The sequence below is a fragment of the Burkholderia sp. PvR073 genome (assembly GCF_054055695.1).
This window is the reverse complement of sequence record NZ_JBSRXO010000013.1, coordinates 132,457-147,582: the sequence shown is the minus strand read 5'-3', so window position 1 is coordinate 147,582 and position 15,126 is coordinate 132,457. Positions and strand designations below refer to the sequence as shown.

15 protein-coding genes and 1 riboswitch are annotated in these 15,126 nt (G+C 69.7%); of the genes, 7 read left to right on the top strand and 8 right to left on the bottom strand.

The features are described from left to right. Positions 1-165: 165 nt before the first annotated feature. A riboswitch (cobalamin riboswitch) is annotated at positions 166-357 on the top strand. Between the two features lie 107 nt (positions 358-464). From cobG to ACVK00_RS29620, 5 genes are all read left to right on the top strand, one after another. Next, positions 465-1,835, top strand: a complete 1,371-nt coding sequence (gene cobG / locus ACVK00_RS29640; protein WP_284892788.1) for a precorrin-3B synthase — start codon at positions 465-467, stop codon at positions 1,833-1,835. Positions 1,836-2,156: 321 nt separating this feature from the next. Beyond that, positions 2,157-2,783: a precorrin-8X methylmutase gene (locus tag ACVK00_RS29635; RefSeq protein ID WP_228904170.1), complete on the top strand. Its 627-nt coding sequence runs from the start codon at positions 2,157-2,159 to the stop codon at positions 2,781-2,783. Then, complete coding sequence (locus ACVK00_RS29630; RefSeq protein WP_284891518.1) at positions 2,780-3,514, top strand: precorrin-2 C(20)-methyltransferase; 735 nt, start codon at positions 2,780-2,782, stop codon at positions 3,512-3,514. Before ACVK00_RS29635 ends, ACVK00_RS29630 begins: the two co-directional genes overlap by 4 nt. Further along, the gene (cobJ, locus tag ACVK00_RS29625) at positions 3,511-5,244 is read left to right on the top strand and encodes a precorrin-3B C(17)-methyltransferase (RefSeq protein WP_284891520.1); all 1,734 of its coding nucleotides are present in this window, start codon (positions 3,511-3,513) and stop codon (positions 5,242-5,244) included. Before ACVK00_RS29630 ends, cobJ begins: the two co-directional genes overlap by 4 nt. Before the next feature lie 351 nt (positions 5,245-5,595). Then, the gene (locus ACVK00_RS29620) at positions 5,596-6,951 is read left to right on the top strand and encodes a chitinase (RefSeq protein WP_284891522.1); all 1,356 of its coding nucleotides are present in this window, start codon (positions 5,596-5,598) and stop codon (positions 6,949-6,951) included. A 122-nt stretch (positions 6,952-7,073) separates the two neighbouring features. Here ACVK00_RS29620 and ACVK00_RS29615 read toward each other — a convergent pair whose 3' ends face one another. The 4 genes from ACVK00_RS29615 to ACVK00_RS29600 all read right to left on the bottom strand — a co-directional run bounded on the left by ACVK00_RS29615 (position 7,074) and on the right by ACVK00_RS29600 (position 11,771). Beyond that, the gene (locus ACVK00_RS29615; protein WP_228904167.1) at positions 7,074-7,817 is read right to left on the bottom strand and encodes an IclR family transcriptional regulator; all 744 of its coding nucleotides are present in this window, start codon (positions 7,815-7,817) and stop codon (positions 7,074-7,076) included. A 60-nt stretch (positions 7,818-7,877) separates the two neighbouring features. Then, positions 7,878-9,044, bottom strand: a complete 1,167-nt coding sequence (locus ACVK00_RS29610) for an acyl-CoA dehydrogenase family protein (protein WP_284891524.1) — start codon at positions 9,042-9,044, stop codon at positions 7,878-7,880. Between the two features lie 141 nt (positions 9,045-9,185). Continuing rightward, positions 9,186-10,487, bottom strand: coding sequence for a CitMHS family transporter (locus ACVK00_RS29605; RefSeq protein ID WP_354122970.1), 1,302 nt, complete (start codon positions 10,485-10,487; stop codon positions 9,186-9,188). 117 nt (positions 10,488-10,604) lie between these two features. Continuing rightward, a complete protein-coding gene (locus ACVK00_RS29600; protein ID WP_284891527.1) occupies positions 10,605-11,771 on the bottom strand; it encodes a CaiB/BaiF CoA transferase family protein in 1,167 nt (388 codons plus the stop codon). A 265-nt stretch (positions 11,772-12,036) separates the two neighbouring features. On the opposite strand from ACVK00_RS29600, the gene ACVK00_RS29595 reads away from it, so the two are divergent. Both ACVK00_RS29595 and ACVK00_RS29590 read left to right on the top strand, forming a co-directional pair. Then, a complete protein-coding gene (locus ACVK00_RS29595; protein ID WP_284891529.1) occupies positions 12,037-12,276 on the top strand; it encodes a hypothetical protein in 240 nt (79 codons plus the stop codon). Between the two features lie 162 nt (positions 12,277-12,438). Then, entirely contained in the window at positions 12,439-12,867 is a 429-nt protein-coding gene (locus ACVK00_RS29590; RefSeq protein ID WP_006755936.1) for an NUDIX hydrolase, read from the top strand. Between the two features lie 15 nt (positions 12,868-12,882). Here the strand turns inward: ACVK00_RS29590 and ACVK00_RS29585 are convergent, their stop codons facing one another. From ACVK00_RS29585 to ACVK00_RS29570, 4 genes are all read right to left on the bottom strand, one after another. After that, entirely contained in the window at positions 12,883-13,209 is a 327-nt protein-coding gene (locus ACVK00_RS29585; protein WP_284891531.1) for a low molecular weight protein tyrosine phosphatase family protein, read from the bottom strand. 28 nt (positions 13,210-13,237) lie between these two features. Then, positions 13,238-13,810, bottom strand: coding sequence for a DUF1993 domain-containing protein (locus ACVK00_RS29580; RefSeq protein ID WP_284891532.1), 573 nt, complete (start codon positions 13,808-13,810; stop codon positions 13,238-13,240). 128 nt (positions 13,811-13,938) lie between these two features. Beyond that, on the bottom strand, positions 13,939-14,391 hold the full coding sequence (locus tag ACVK00_RS29575) for a YaiI/YqxD family protein (RefSeq protein WP_175715654.1): 453 nt from the start codon (positions 14,389-14,391) through the stop codon (positions 13,939-13,941). 83 nt (positions 14,392-14,474) lie between these two features. Next, positions 14,475-15,083, bottom strand: a complete 609-nt coding sequence (locus ACVK00_RS29570; protein WP_354122969.1) for a vWA domain-containing protein — start codon at positions 15,081-15,083, stop codon at positions 14,475-14,477. Positions 15,084-15,126 lie beyond the last annotated feature (43 nt).

Below are 15,126 nucleotides of genomic sequence, written 5' to 3'. Positions count from 1 at the left end.
CGCCGGCCGTGAAGACGCCGGTGCGGCCGTCCGCGTTGCGAAAGTCGGCATGGTACCGTGTTCCACCGCACGTTTCATCTGCGGGACTGCCCGCGCCGGGCCGCGTTTCGCTTCGGTCATGGCGCCCGCTCGACGGTCGCGAAGCGCCGGTGAAATCGGGTATCCTACGGCCGTTCGTTCGCCGGTGCCCTTCGGGGCCGAAGAGGGAACACAGGGCGCGCATCGCGCCGCTGTGGCTGCCCCCGCAACTGTAGACAGCGAGCCGATCTCCCCCCTCATGCCACTGGTTTCACCGGGAAGGCCGGGAGCCGGCGCCGACCTGTCAGCCAGGAGACCTGCCGGCCTGAAAGTGCGTGCGTGCCAGTCGGCGTCGGGCGGGGTGTACCGATGCGTTGGCCGCGGCGCCACACTGCCCCGGTATCCCGTTGAGTTCCGCCCCCGTTTCGATTCCTGCGTTGCCCGTCGTGCGCCCGTCGGCGTGCCCGGGGCTCGTGCGCGTCGTCGCGGCCGCCGACGGCGGGCTGTGCCGGATCAAGCTGCCGGGCGGGCGGCTCGACGCGCGGCAGGCGCGTGCGATCGCTGCCGCGGCGCGCAGCTACGGCTCCGGTGCGATCGACGCGACCAATCGCGCGAATCTCCAGCTGCGCGGCATTCGCGACGGCGCGGGCGATCCGCTGGCCGGTGCATTGCTCGACGCGGGCCTCGGCCCGCGCACGAGCGCAGCCGCAGCCGCCGATGCCACCGATGCCACCGATGCCACCGACGACAGGGCCGCGCTCGCCGCGAGCGACGACGTCCGCAACCTGATGCTCAGCCCGCTCGCCGGGCTCGATCCCGCCGCGCTGCTCGACAGCCGCGCACTCGCGCTGCCGTTGCTCGACATGCTGACCCACGAGCCGCGCCGCGGCGAACTGTCGCCGAAATTCTCGATCCAGCTCGACGGCGGCGAATCGGTCGCGGCGCTCGATCATCCGCACGACATCTGGCTTGCCGCGCGGCGTCGCGGCGACGGCGCGCTGCGCATCGCCGCGGGCCTGGCCGGCTGTCCGCCGGTCTCGTCCGACGATTCGCCCGCTTCGTTCGACGTGGCGCCCGACCAGGCCGTTGCGCTGGTGCGCGCGTTGCTGCTCGCCTTCCTCGATCTTGCGCCGGCCGACGTCACGCGGATGCGCGCGTTGCTCGCGACCGGCGGCGAACGCGCGTTGCGCGAGCGCGCGCGGCACTACGCCCCCTTCCCGCTCGAGACCGATCCCGCATTGGCCGGCTGGCGGCGCATGCGCGCGGATGCCACGCTGCGTTTCGGCGCGCGACCGTCGCTCGACGCGGCGCGCTGGAGCGTCGGCGCGCAATTCGTGCTCGGCCGGCTCGACGCGACGCAACTGGAACGGCTCGCGGCACTTGCCGAGGCCGAAGGCGACGCCACGCTGTCGATGACGCCGTGGCAAGGCGTGTTCGTGCATGGCGTGCGGCGCGAACGCGCGCCGGCCGTGCTCGATGCGCTCGCGTCGCTCGGTCTCGTGTGCACGACATCCGACCCGCTGGCGGCGCTGGTTGCCTGCACCGGCAGCGCGGGCTGCGCGAAGGCGCGCGCCGATACGAAACACGATGCGCTCGCGCTGGCCGCGCGCGTCGGCCATCCGGTCGACGTGCACCTGACCGGCTGCGAGCGCCACTGCGCGCTGCCGCATCCCGCGACGTACACGCTCGTCGCGGTTGCGCCCGCACACTACGACCTTTACCGGCGCGACGCCGCCGCGGGCCTCGGCGCCCCGCTCGCGCGCCATCTGACGATTGACCAGGCCGCGGCCCGATTGACGGGCACGCGGCGCAGCTAGGGTCTGTTTACATATGGAACGTACATGCGAATGCCCGAAATCGCTCGTAGGGCAAGAAGTGAGGAGCGCCGTTTGGCCGAGCCAAACGCCCCGAAGGAAGTCCCCTTGGGGGACAAGTGACGAGCGACGCCGCCATACGGGCGATTTCGGGCATTCCCCTGGAATGGTTTTTTAATTTGGGGTTGCCACGAGAACGGCCGCTCGCCACGTTGCGCTCCTTGCGAATACGTCAGTATTCGCGGCGTCGCGCGCCTCGCGAGCGGCCGTTCTCGTGGCAACGCATGCACGTTCCATATGCAAACAGACCCTAGGACACCACTAATGCTTGACTACATTCGCGACGGGCAGGAAATCTACCGCCAGTCGTTCGCGACGATCCGCGCCGAGGCCGACCTGTCGCAGGTTCCGCCCGATCTCGAGAAACTCGCGGTGCGCGTGATCCACGCGTGCGGGATGGTCGATGTCGTCTACGACCTGCGCTTCTCGGCCGGCGCCGGCACGGCGGGCCGCACGGCGCTCGCGGCCGGCGCGCCGATCCTGTGCGACGCGCGGATGGTCGCCGAAGGCATTACGCGCGCGCGTCTGCCGGCCGGCAATCGCGTGATCTGCACGCTCGGCGAACCGGAAGTGCCCGACCTCGCGCGGCATCTCGGCAACACGCGTTCGGCCGCGGCGCTCGAACTGTGGCGCCCGCATCTGGCCGGCAGCGTCGTCGTGATCGGCAATGCGCCGACCGCGCTGTTCCACCTGCTCGACATGATCGACGCCGGCGCGCCACGCCCCGCGCTGATCCTCGGCTTTCCGGTCGGCTTCATCGGCGCGGCCGAATCGAAGGCGATGCTCGACGCGCACAGCCGCGGCGTGCCCTACGTCACGCTGCTCGGCCGGCGCGGCGGCAGCGCGATGGCGGCCGCCGCCGTCAACGCACTCGCGACGGAGGCCGAATGACGGCCCCGCGCGGACGCCTGTTCGGGGTCGGCGTCGGCCCCGGCGATCCTGAACTGATGACGATCAAGGCGCTGCGGGTGCTGCAGGCCGCGCCGGTGGTCGCGTATTTCGTCGCGAAGGGCAAGAAAGGCAATGCGTACGGGATCGTCGAAGCGCACCTGCTCGACGCGCAGACGCAACTGCCGCTCGTCTATCCGGTGACGACCGAGGCGCTGCCGCCGCCGCTCTGCTACGAGACGGTGATCGCCGACTTCTACGACACGGCCGCCGAGATCGTCGCGGCGCATCTCGACGCCGGGCGCGACGTCGCGGTGATCTGCGAAGGCGATCCGTTCTTCTACGGGTCGTACATGTACCTGCACGATCGCCTCGCGACGCGCTACGACACCGAAGTGATCCCTGGCGTGTGCGCGATGCTCGGCGGCACGGCCGTGCTCGGCCAGCCGCTCGTCTATCGCAACCAGAGCCTGTCGGTGCTGTCCGGCGTGCTGCCGGAGGACGAATTGCGCGTGCGGCTCGCGCAAGCCGACGCGGCCGTCGTGATGAAGCTCGGCCGCAACGTCGACAAGGTGCGGCGCGTGCTCGACGAACTCGGGCTCGCGAAGCGCGCGCTGTACGTCGAGCGCGCGACGATGGCGGCCCAGCGCATCGTGCCGCTCGACGAAGTCGATCCGATGGCGTCGCCGTATTTCTCGCTGCTCGTCGTGCCGGGGGAAAAATGGCAAGGATGACGACTCCGCCCGCGATCGTGATTCTCGGCGCAGGCGCGCTCGACACCGCGCGGCGCATCCAGGCGCGTTATCCGGGCTCTCGCGTGCATGGTCTCGCATCTCGCGTCGAGGCCGACGTGCCGTTCGACGAACTCGGCGCGCACCTGCGCGCGCTTTACGCGCGCGGCCTGCCGATCGTCGCGCTGTGCGCGGCCGGCATCGTGATTCGCTGCGTCGCGCCCGCGCTGGCCGACAAGGGTGTCGAGCCGCCGGTGCTCGCGGTCGCGGAAGACGGCTCGGCGGTCGTGCCGCTGCTCGGCGGTTTGACGGGCGTGAACCTGATCGCGCGCGAAATCGCCGAATGCCTCGGCGTCGCGCCGGCGATCACGACGAGCGGCGAACTGCGCTTCGGCGCGTGCATGCTCAACCCGCCCGACGGCTATGCGCTCGCCGATCTGCAGCAAGGCAAGCGCTTCGTGTCCGACCTGCTCGCGGGCGCGGCCACGCGCGTCGACGGCGCGGCGTCGTGGCTCGACGACGTCGCGCTGCCGCGCGACGACGCGGCCGCGCATGCGATCCGCGTGACGCCCGATGCGTGGCGCGGCGCGCGCGACGAACTCGTGATCCATCCGCGCAGCGTGGTGGTCGGCATCGACGCGCGCGGCGTGCCGGCCGACGCATCGCCATCGCTCGCCGAACGCATCGAGGCGCTGCTCGATGCACACGGCCTCGCGCGGCTGGCGCTCGCCGCGCTCGTCGCGCCGGCGACGTTGCTCGGCGATGCGCGGGTCGAAGCGGCGGCGCACACGCTGGGCGTGCCGCTGCGCTTCGGCGATGTCGAAAGCAAAGGCGAAGGCAAAGGCGAAGGCGACACCGATGCCGCCGCACTGCTCGGCAGCACATTGCGTGTCGCGCACACGCTGCGCGCAACGTCCGACGGCCTCGCCTGCGCGGTCGCGGCGCAACCCGTCGATCCCGCCGCGCTCGGCCGGGCGCGCGGCCGCCTGACGGTGTTGGGCCTCGGCCCGGGCGATGCGGCGTGGCTCACGCCCGCCGCGCGCGGCGCGCTCGCGGAAGCGACCGATATCCTCGGCTATACGACCTACGTGACGATGGCCGGCCCGTTCCGCGCGGACCAGCGCGTACACGGCACCGACAATCGCGAGGAAATGCAGCGTGCGCGCCATGCGTTCGAACTGGCGGCCGAGGGCCGGCGCGTCGCGGTCGTGTCGTCGGGCGATCCGGGCGTGTTCGCGATGGCCGCGGCCGTGCTGGAGGCGCTTGACGAAGCGCGCGACCCGCGCTGGGCCGCGGTCGAGCTGCGGGTCGAACCCGGCGTATCGGCGTCGCTCGCGACCGCCGCGCAGGCCGGCGCACCGCTCGGCCACGATTTCTGTGCGATCTCGCTGTCGGACAACCTGAAGCCGTGGGACGTGATCGAGACACGCCTGCGGCATGCGGCGCAAGCCGATCTCGTGATGGCGTTCTACAACCCGATCTCGCGTGCGCGACCGTGGCAGCTCGATCGTGCGCTCGACGTCGTGCGCGCACACCGCGCGGCCGACACGGTCGTCGTGCTCGGCCGCGATATCGGCCGGCCGGGCGCGACGCTCGCGACGACGACGCTCGGCGCGCTGCGCAGCGACCAGGTGGACATGCGCACGATGGTGATCGTCGGTTCGTCGACGACGCGGCGATTCGCGATCGGCGACGGCCGCGAGTGGGTCTATACGCCGCGCTGGTATCGCTGAAAGCCGCTGCGCACATCGCGGCGCGCCCGTGCCCAGCATGCCGGCCGTCGTTGCCGGTGCGCTGACTCGTCCATGCACGCGTCGGCCGTGCCCCGTGGGCACGGGTCGCGCGTCCGGCGCTTCCACTTCAACGCGCGATCAAGCGGACAAATCGCCCGCTTTACGTTTCGATATGTGCTCGAATCGGCAGAATTGTTAATCCTACGTGATGCAATAATAAAACTAACGCGCAACTGTTCATTGTTCGGAGCTAATACTTCAAGATGTGCATGCCGCCGGGCAGGCATGCTCAGCCGCCCGCCCGGCGGCGATACGCGGGCCAGCGTATCCCTCTTCCACTTGGAGAAAACAATGAACAACAACGTGTTGCCGCGCTTCAATCCACGCGTGCTCGTCGCGGGCTGCCTGCTCGCCGTCGCGAGCGTGTCCCATGGCGCCGGCGTCTATGCGCCGTTCGTCGACGTGACGCTCTACCCGACGCCGCTCGTCGACCGGATCGGCGTCCAGCAAGGCATCCAGCAGTTCACGCTCGCATTTGTGATCGCGGGCAGCGGCTGTGCGCCGTCCTGGGGCGGCGTGCAGCCGATCGGCAACGGTGCGAGCGGCGATCTGCTCGCGTCGCTGTCGACGTCGATCGCGAGCTATCGCGCGAAAGGCGGCGAGATCGCGGTCTCGTTCGGCGGCGCGAACGGCACGCCGCTGATGCAGGCATGCTCGACCGTCCCCGCGCTGAAGACGGCCTATCAGACCGTAATCGACACCTACGGCCTCACGCATGTCGACTTCGACATCGAGGGTGCATCGCAGCAGGACAGCGCCGCCGTCGCCCGCAACTTCCAGGCGCTCGCGCAGTTGCAGTCCGACTACGCGGCGAAAGGCCGGCCGCTGCACGTCACGCTGACGCTGCCGACGATGCCGACCGGGCTCACGCAGGATGGCGTGAACGTCGTGACCGCGGCCATCGCGAACAAGGTCGCGTTCGACGCCGTGAACCTGATGACGATGGATTACGGCCCCGCGAACATCGACATGGGCGCGGCGGCAATCAGCGCCGCGCAGGCGCTCTACGCGCAGCTCGACACGGCGTTCAAGTCGGCCGGCCAGCCGAAGACCGGCGCGCAACTATGGCAGATGGTCGGTGTCACGCCGATGATCGGGATGAACGACGTGCAGGGCGAAACCTTCACGCTCGCCAATGCGCAGAGCGTGCTGAATACGGCGATCAACAACGGTTACGGTTTCTTCGGCAACTGGTCGGTGGGCCGCGACCAGCCGTGCCCGAACAACGGCGCGTATGTGTCGCCGACCTGCTCGGGCATCGCGCAGCAGCCGTACGCGTTCGCGTCGATCTTCCGCAAGCTCGACGGCAAGTGGGGCACAGGCGTCACGCAGGACCCGAACTATGGAGGCGGCTCGAACGGCGGAACGCCGCAGCCCGGCGCGCCCTGGTCGGCCGGCCAGGTCTATACGGCCGGCGCGACGGTCACCTATCAGGGCACGACGTATCAGGCGCAATGGTGGACGCAGGGCGACGTGCCGGGCCAGGCGAGCGTGTGGAAAGCGATCGGCGGCGGCACGGCGACGTGGTCGGCAACGAATGCGTATCAGGGCGGCACGTGCGTGATGTATCAGGGCGCGAAATACTGCGCGAAATGGTGGACGCAAGGCGACAATCCGAGCGCCGGCGGCGTGTGGGTGAAGTCGTGACGTCGTGAAGTCGTGACGCGCCGGCGCATGACAGGCCGGCCGCGGCCGTTCCCCGGGGCGCTGTCCGGCGCAGCGGCGAACGGCCGCCGAAGCAGGCGCTGCGCCCTGCTTCGCGGCTCTTGCTACCCGCGCCCCTGCTCGGCCAGCAACCGCGTCTTCGCGTCGACCAGCAGCGCCGCATGCGTGTCGCGATGCTGGCGGATCCGCTCGGTCGGGCCGACGACCGACAGCCCGTACCAGTCGCCGTCGAGCGTCAGCGCGACCGCGATCGCCGACAGCTCGGGCGCGCTTTCGCCGAAGTTCTCGGCCCAGCCGAGTTCGCGAAACCGCGCGGTTTGTGCGACGAGCGCCGGCAGGTCCGCGACGCTCGCGTCGGTGAAGCGCTCGAATGACAGCTGTGCGCCGAGCGCCTGCTGCGCATCGCTCGCGAGTTCCGCGAAGATCGCCTTGCCGATCGAGTTCGCATGTAGCGGGCGCAGCTCGCCCGGCTCGCGCGTATAGCGGATCGCCTGCTCGGATTCGACGACGTCGAGATACGTGACCGACGCGCCCTGGATCTTGCCGAGCACGGCCGTCTCGCGGCTCGCATCGCGCAGCGCGACGAGATGCGGATGCACGATGTCGACGACTGGATCGGTCGCATCGATCGCGGCGGCGATCGTCTGCAGGCGCCGCGTCGGGTAATAGCCGCCGCGCTTGCGCACCTCGTACAGATAGCCGCGGCTCACGAGCGTGCGCGCCATTGCCAGACAGCTTGACGCCGGCACATTGAGCAGGCGCGCGAGCTCGGTGAGCGGCAGCGGCCGCCGTTCGGCGGCGAACAGCTCGAACAGGTCGAGCGTGCGGGCAACGAGTTTGACGTCCATGACGAGCGCTTGATTCGGAACGGGAAGCCGCGCGCCGGGCGAGCCGCCGGGCCGGTACGATCAGTACGACTTCGGCAGCCCGAGCACCTTCTCCGCGATGTAGCACAGGATCAGTTGCGGACTCACGGGCGCGAGCCTCGGAATCATACACTCGCGCAGGTAGCGCTCGACATGGTATTCCTTCGCATAGCCCATCCCGCCGTGCGTCGCGATCGCCGTCTGGCACGCCTGGAACGCGGCTTCCGCGCCGAGGTACTTCGCGGCGTTCGCCTCCGCCCCGCACGACTGCCCCGCGTCGTAGCGCGTCGCGGCCTTCATCACCATCAGCCACGCGGCCTCGAGCTGCATCCACGCCTGCGCGAGCGGATGCTGGATCGACTGGTTCTGCCCGATCGGCCGGCCGAACACGACGCGCTCGCACGCATACTGCGTCGCGCGCCGCAGCGCGGCCTGCCCGAGGCCGATCGCCTCGGCGGCGATCAGGATCCGCTCGGGGTTCAGCCCGTGCAGCAGATAACGGAAGCCATCGCCCTCGTTGCCGATCAGGTCCTCGCGCGGCACGCGCAGGTTGTCGATGAACAGCATGTTCGAATCGACGGCCTTGCGGCCCATCTTCTCGATCTCGCGCACCTCGACGCACGACCGGTCGAGGTCGGTATAGAACAGGCTGAGCCCGTCAGTCGGCTTCGCAACCGCGTCGAGCGGCGTCGTGCGCGCGATGATCAACATCTTGTTCGCGACCTGCGCGGTCGAGATCCAGATCTTGCGCCCGCTCAGCACGTAGTGGTCGCCGTCGCGGCGCGCCTGCGTGCTCAGGTGCGTGGTGTCGAGGCCCGCGTCGGGCTCGGTCACCGCGAAGCAGGCCTTGTCGCGCCCGGCGATCAGCGGCGGCAGGAAGCGCGCCTTCTGCGCGTCGTTGCCGAACACCTGCACCGGGTTCAGCCCGAAGATGTTCATGTGGACGGCCGATGCGCCCGACAGGCCCGCACCCGACGCGCTGATCGTGCGCATCATCAGCGCGGCCTCGGTCATCCCGAGACCGGCGCCGCCGTGGGCCGGGTCCATCGCGATGCCGAGCCAGCCGGCCTCGGCGAGCGCCGCGTGAAAGTCGGACGGAAACCCGCCCGCGCGATCGCGTTCGAGCCAGTAGTCGTCGCCGAAGCGTTCGCAGATTTTCTCGATCGCGCTTTCGATCGCGCGCTGGTCGTCGGTCAGGTCGAACTGCATGGATTGCTCTCCTGGAAATAGGCGAGCGGCCGCGCCGCTCTCAGCAACACGCCGGATGGCGCGAGGGCTTGCGCGTCGAAAAACGTCCCTTTGCGGGATGGCCCACCGGAACATCGGCGCGAAGCGGCACGTCCGGCGCGCTCACAACGGAAACACGCCCACGATCACCGCGGCGAACACCATCAGCACGGTGGCGGCGAACAGGAACGGAATCGTGAATTTCTGGTGCTCGGCCAGCTCGACGCCGGTCAGGCCGACGATCAGGAACGTCGCCGGCGTGAGCGGGCTGACCGGGAAACCGGTCGTCATCTGGCCGAGCAGCGCGGCCTGCGCCATCTGGATCGGCGGCACGCCGAGCAGCTTCCCGCTTTCCGCGAGCACCGGCAGCACGCCGAAGTAGAACGAATCGGGATCGAACAGCAGGCTGAGCGGCATCGACAGCAGGCCGAGCACGAACGGCATGTGGCGCGCATGTTCGACCGGCACGTGCGCGACGACGACCTCGGCCATCGCCTTCAGCATCCCGGTGCCGGACATGATTCCCGTGAACGCGCCGGCCGCGAGCAGCACGCTCGCCATCATCAGCGCGGCCTTCGCATGCGCGTCGATCCGCTCGCGCTGCGCCTGCACGTCCGGATAGTTGATGACGAGCGCGGCGACCGTGCCGAGCATGAACATCACTATCGGGTCGACGATGCCCGACACCAGCGTGCCGAGCACGACGAGCGTCAGCGCCAGGTTGATCCGGAAGCGCCCGGGCCGGCGCAGCGCGCGTTCGGCGTCGGTCAGCTCGCGCGGCGCGATCGCGAGCGACGCCGCGCCGGCGCGATCGAGCCCGAGCCGCTTCGCCTCGCGCACACCGAGCACGTAGGCGGTGCCGAACACGAACACGAGCCCGACGATCTGCACGGGGATCATCGGCATGAAGATGGCCGAGCCGGGAATATGCAGCGCCGCGGACGCGCGCAGCATCGGCCCGACCCACGGCAGGAAGTTGACGCCGGCCGCCATCGACGCGACGCACGCGAGAATTCGCCGATCCATCCCGAGCCGCGTATAGAGCGGCATCATCGCGGGCAGCGTGACGAGAAACGTGACGGCGCCCGAGCCGTCCAGATGGATCAGCAGCGCGAGCAGCGCCGAGCCCATCACGATGCGCGGCGGATGGCAGCCGATCACGCGCAGCACGCCCGCGATGATCGGGTCGAGCATCCCCGCATCGGTGAGGATTCCGAAAAATAGAATCGCAAAAACGAACATGCCGGCGATCGGGCCGATGTTCTGCACGCCGTGCACGATGAACTTGCCGGTCGAGAGTCCGAAGCCGGCCGCGAGCGACGCGGCCACCGGCACGACGATCAATGCGACGAGCGGCGACAGCCGTTTCGTGATGATCAGGCCGAACAGCGCGACGATCGCGATCGCGCCGATCCATGCGAGCATGATGTGTCTCCTCTGGCGCCGGCGCGCGTCGGGCGCGGCGCGGCGTGATGTCCGAAGCGGCGTGAGGCCGTGCGGCGGCGTGCAACGCCACCGCTCGGCCGCCGGCCGCGATGCGTGTCAGTCGCCGTGCTTGCCGGCGTCGTCTCGTTGCGCGTCGGCAAACACCTGCGCCGCATGTTCGTTCAGCGCGGGCGGCGGCCGCCGGTACGAGGCCGGCGTGCGGCCGAGCTTGATCGGCGACGCGATGCCGCGATGCCGGCCCAGTTCGACCTTCATCCGTCGATGCGCGACGTGCGGATGGTCGAGCGCCGCATCCAGCCCCAGCACGGGCGCGCACGGCACGCCGCGGCGCATCAGCTGTTCGGCGAGCGCCGCGCCGTCGTGTGCGGCCAGCGCCGTTTCGAGCAGCGTGCGCAATGCGGAGCGGTTCGCGCTGCGCGCGCGGTTGTCGGCGAAGCGCGGGTCGTCGGGCCAGTCGCGCGTGCCGAGCACGTCGCACAGCGCGGCGAACTGCCCGTTGTTGCCGACCGCGAGAAAGATGTCGACGCTCGCGGTCGGAAAGCTGTCGTACGGCGTGATGTTCGGATGCGCGTTGCCGGTGCGCACCGGCGCCTTCCCGGAATGGAAGAAATTCGGCGTATGCGGATGCAGGATCGACAGCGCGCAGTCGAACAGCGTGGATTCGACGAACTGGCCGCGCCCGCTCGCATCGCGTTCGCGCAGCGCCATCAGCACGCCGAGCGCCGCGTTCAGCCCGGTGACGAGATCGACGATCGGCACGCCGACGCGCAGCGGCGCGCCCCCTGCTTCGCCGTTCACGCTCATCAGCCCGGCCAGCGCCTGCACGGCCGCGTCGTAGCCGGGCAGCCCGCCGAGCGGGCCGTCCGCGCCGAAGCCCGACACGCGGCAATGGACGAGGCGCGGAAAGCGCGCATGCAGCGCGTCGAAACCAAGCCCCCAGCGCTCCATCGTGCCGATCTTGAAGTTCTCGACCAGCGCGTCCGCGTGCTCGAGCAACGCGAGCAGCCGCTCGCGATCATCAGGCTTCGTCAGGTCGAGCGTGATGCCGAGCTTGTTGCGGTTCACGCCGAGGAAATACGACGCGGTGTCGCCGTCGAACGGCGGGCCCCAGGTGCGCGTCTCGTCGCCCGACGGCGGTTCGACCTTGATCACCTCCGCGCCATGGTCGGCGAGAATCTGTGTCGCGTACGGGCCGCCCAGCACCCGCGACAGATCGATGATGCGCAACCCCGCCAACGCGCCCTGCTGCTCCAGCTCCGCCATGCGTCTCGCTCCTGCTTCCGGTTGTTCGGACCGCCGGTTCCGCCATGCCGACCCTGCGGCGCGGTTTTCCTGGCTCGAATAATAATTCTTGTGTGTGAATTTATATTCACACCGGAGAATTTTATTGTCAAGCCGGATATACGCCGGTAAGCCTGTGGAGAATGCGGCAGCCCTGGGGACGATGCCGAACGCGCTCCGGTTGCGGCGCCGGGCCGCCGTTCGCTAAGCTGCGGACGGTGCTCATCCGAACCAAGGCGGAAATTTCATGAAACGCATGCTGCTCGCGGCCCTCGTGCTCGCGTCGACGTTGGGCGTCGCCCGCGCGCAAACCCAGACCTTCCATTTTGGCGAGGGACAATTACAGCCGCGTGCCGCCGCGCCGGCGGCACGGCCCGCGCCCGCGCGTCGGCATGTGACGCCACCGCACCACCGGCGTGCTCTGCACAAGCGGCGCCACGGGCAGTCCGGGAAGCCGGCACGCCCGGTGATTTACACGCACGCGTGACGCGATGCGCGTGGCGCGCGGCAACGCACGGAACTGTCACGTACGGCCGGTATGATCGGCGCGGCGGCTTTGCATGCCGTCGTGCCCGACCATCGGGCGACTGGCCGGCAACGCCGGTCGACGGGCATTTCACTCCACGATTCAGTACCTGTTTTGCCGAACATGAATACCGGGCCGGATACCGTCGCCAGCATCAAGGAGCGCGCCACGATCGTGTGCCGCCAGCGCAGCAGCGTGCTGCTGGTCGCGCGCACCGCGGCGCGCTGGACGCTGCCGGGCGGCACGATCCGGCGCGGCGAGACACCGCTCGAGGCCGCGCAGCGGGAGCTGGCGGAGGAAACGCGGCTCGAAGGGCTCGCACTCGACTATGCGGTGCAGTTCGGCGGTCTCACGAAGCTGCACCACGTGTTCGTGGCCGAGGTGCCGAAACATCTGATCCCGCGCGCGAGCAACGAGATCGCGCGCTGCAAGTGGTTCGACGTCGAACGCCTCGAGACGCTGCGCGCGAGCGTGCCGACCCGCAAGATCATCGAACTGCTGCACCTCGACCGCTTTTCCCCGCTCGCGGATGGCCCGCTTCGTCTGCGCTGAACCGGCCCGCGCCGGTCACGCGCGCAGCAACGGCCCGGCCTTGCGTTCGAGCAGCGCGATCAGCTCGGGCTGCATGTACGTATAGCGGTCGGGAATGTCGAGGCAGACGATCTTCTTGTGCTTCAGTCGGGCGCCGAACCGGGCGGACAGTCTCGCCTTGTGCGCGCGTTCCATCACGAACACGATCTCGGCCCATTCGAGCTGCTCGATGGACACTTGCGTGTCGGCGTCGGGCGCGAGTCCCGCGGAGTCGGTTTCGACACCCGGCAATGCCGCGAACACCGCCTCGGCGGTCGGGCTGCGCAGCCGGTTGCGGCTGCAGATGAAGAGCGCCCGCGTCATGCCGGCGCGCCGCGGCCGGCTCGTCCGGTCATCCCTGCGGAATCGTGTCGGGCCGCACGTACGCCAGCATGTGCGGCACGTAGTCGGCCTTGCCGAGCTCGACGCCGTAATGGCGCAGGATCGCGTATGCGGCGATCGCGTGAAAGTAGAACTGCGGCAGCGCCCAGTCGCGCACGTACTGCTCGCCCGTCATGTCGAACGCGGTGCCGTTCGGCAGCTCGAGGGCGATCGGCCGCGCGGCGCCGCCATCGAGCGCGTCGGGCGCGAGTTCGCCGAGGAATGCGATCGTGCCGGAGAGGATCCCTTGCGCGTCGCTCACCGTGCCCGGCTGCGCATCGGCGTGCCAGCCGGCTTCGCGCAGCGCGAGCAGCGCATCCGGCAGCGGTTCGCCGCGCAGCCGGTAGACGGGTTCCATCGCCTGGAAGCACGAGAACCGCACCTGTGCGGCGAGCGGATACATGTCGGGCGCGAGCTTGAGCGTCAGCAGCGCATCGGGTGCGTCGCCGGCGGCCTGCCGGTGCGCCACGGCCTTGTCGAGCCACGCGGATTGCGCGCGCAGCATCTGGGTCAACGTCGGAACGAGAAGTTGGGTGGGTGACATCCATGCTCTCCGGTGGTTCGTTCGCGCCACGATATCGATGTCGGCGCGAATCCGTATTCTGCCGCAGCCGACGATTCGACGCGAAACCGGTGACGCATCACACGCCGCACGACCGGTGCCTTGGGGCGTCAGGGCTTGCCGTGGCGCGCCAGGAAGCGGTCGAGCTGCGACGCGAACGCCTTGCCGTCGCGTGCGCTGAACGGGGCCGGGCCGCCCGTGTCGACGCCCGAACTGCGCAGTTGATCCATCATCGCGCGCGTCGACAGGCGTTCCTCGATGTTCTCGCGGCTGAACCAGTTGCCGCGCGGGTCGAGCGCATGCGCACCCTTGTCGAGGACGGCCGCGGCCAGCGGGATGTCGGCGGTGATCACGAGATCGCCGGCTTGTGCGAGCTCGACGATCCGCGCGTCGGCCACGTCGAAGCCGGCCGGCACCTGCACCGCCTTGATGAACGGCGACGGCGGCGTACGCAGGAACTGGTTCGCGACCAGCGTCACGCAGATCTCGGCACGACGCGCGGCGCGAAACAGCATGTCCTTGATGACGGCGGGACACGCGTCGGCATCGACGAGTACTTGCATGGCAGACATTCCGGTAAGCAGAAACCGCGATCATAGCGCAGCGCCGGCGATCGTCCCGCGCGGCGGCTGCCGCCATCAGTCGGTTAGCCGGTCAGCCCGGGGCACAGCGACGCGGCCGTCGTCCATTGCGCGCCCCATGCGTCGGCGAGCCGCCTGCCCTGCCCGATCCGCACGGCCGCGTCATCGAAATCGACGAACACGACGTGATCGGCGGCGGCCGGCTTCGGTGGCGTTTCGCGCGTGCGCCCATCGGACAGCACCCATAGCCAACGCTGCTGGTCCGGCGTACGGCATGCCGCGCGCGCGAGCAATTGCGCGGCGGCCGCGATGCCGTCCGCGAGCGGCGTACCGCCGCCGCCGTCCACCGGCTCGAGCCAGCGCGCGTTCCACCAGCGCGGCACGGCCGGTCCGAAACGTTGTGCGGCGCCGTTGCCGCCGAAGCAGATCAGCGCGGTTTCCACCCGGTCGCGCGCGGCCTGGTCGAAGTACGCGACGATCAACCCTTTCGCGAGCGCGAGCCGTTCGTGCGACAGCATCGACGCCGAACAGTCGAGCACGAAGCAATGGAGTGCGCGCGGGGCGCCGGCCTGTTTGCGAAAACGCAGATGGCCGGCGTGCAGCGGGCCGCCGCGCTTCGCGGCGAGCGTCGCCGGCCACGCAATGGCCGTGCCGGCGCGTGCCGTCCCCGGCACGCGCGCAGCGGCGCCTGGCTGCCATCGAGGACCGCGAACGGCG

Coding starts and splice junctions, on each gene's coding strand:
- ACVK00_RS29635 (WP_228904170.1), top strand. CDS start 2,157: ATGCTTGACTACATTCGCGACGGGCAGGAAATCTACCGCCAGTCGTTC.
- ACVK00_RS29630 (WP_284891518.1), top strand. CDS start 2,780: ATGACGGCCCCGCGCGGACGCCTGTTCGGGGTCGGCGTCGGCCCCGGC.
- cobJ (WP_284891520.1), top strand. CDS start 3,511: ATGACGACTCCGCCCGCGATCGTGATTCTCGGCGCAGGCGCGCTCGAC.
- ACVK00_RS29620 (WP_284891522.1), top strand. CDS start 5,596: ATGAACAACAACGTGTTGCCGCGCTTCAATCCACGCGTGCTCGTCGCG.
- ACVK00_RS29615 (WP_228904167.1), bottom strand. CDS start 7,817: ATGGACGTCAAACTCGTTGCCCGCACGCTCGACCTGTTCGAGCTGTTC.
- ACVK00_RS29610 (WP_284891524.1), bottom strand. CDS start 9,044: ATGCAGTTCGACCTGACCGACGACCAGCGCGCGATCGAAAGCGCGATC.
- ACVK00_RS29605 (WP_354122970.1), bottom strand. CDS start 10,487: ATGCTCGCATGGATCGGCGCGATCGCGATCGTCGCGCTGTTCGGCCTG.
- ACVK00_RS29600 (WP_284891527.1), bottom strand. CDS start 11,771: ATGGCGGAGCTGGAGCAGCAGGGCGCGTTGGCGGGGTTGCGCATCATC.
- ACVK00_RS29595 (WP_284891529.1), top strand. CDS start 12,037: ATGAAACGCATGCTGCTCGCGGCCCTCGTGCTCGCGTCGACGTTGGGC.
- ACVK00_RS29590 (WP_006755936.1), top strand. CDS start 12,439: ATGAATACCGGGCCGGATACCGTCGCCAGCATCAAGGAGCGCGCCACG.
- ACVK00_RS29585 (WP_284891531.1), bottom strand. CDS start 13,209: ATGACGCGGGCGCTCTTCATCTGCAGCCGCAACCGGCTGCGCAGCCCG.
- ACVK00_RS29580 (WP_284891532.1), bottom strand. CDS start 13,810: ATGTCACCCACCCAACTTCTCGTTCCGACGTTGACCCAGATGCTGCGC.
- ACVK00_RS29575 (WP_175715654.1), bottom strand. CDS start 14,391: ATGCAAGTACTCGTCGATGCCGACGCGTGTCCCGCCGTCATCAAGGAC.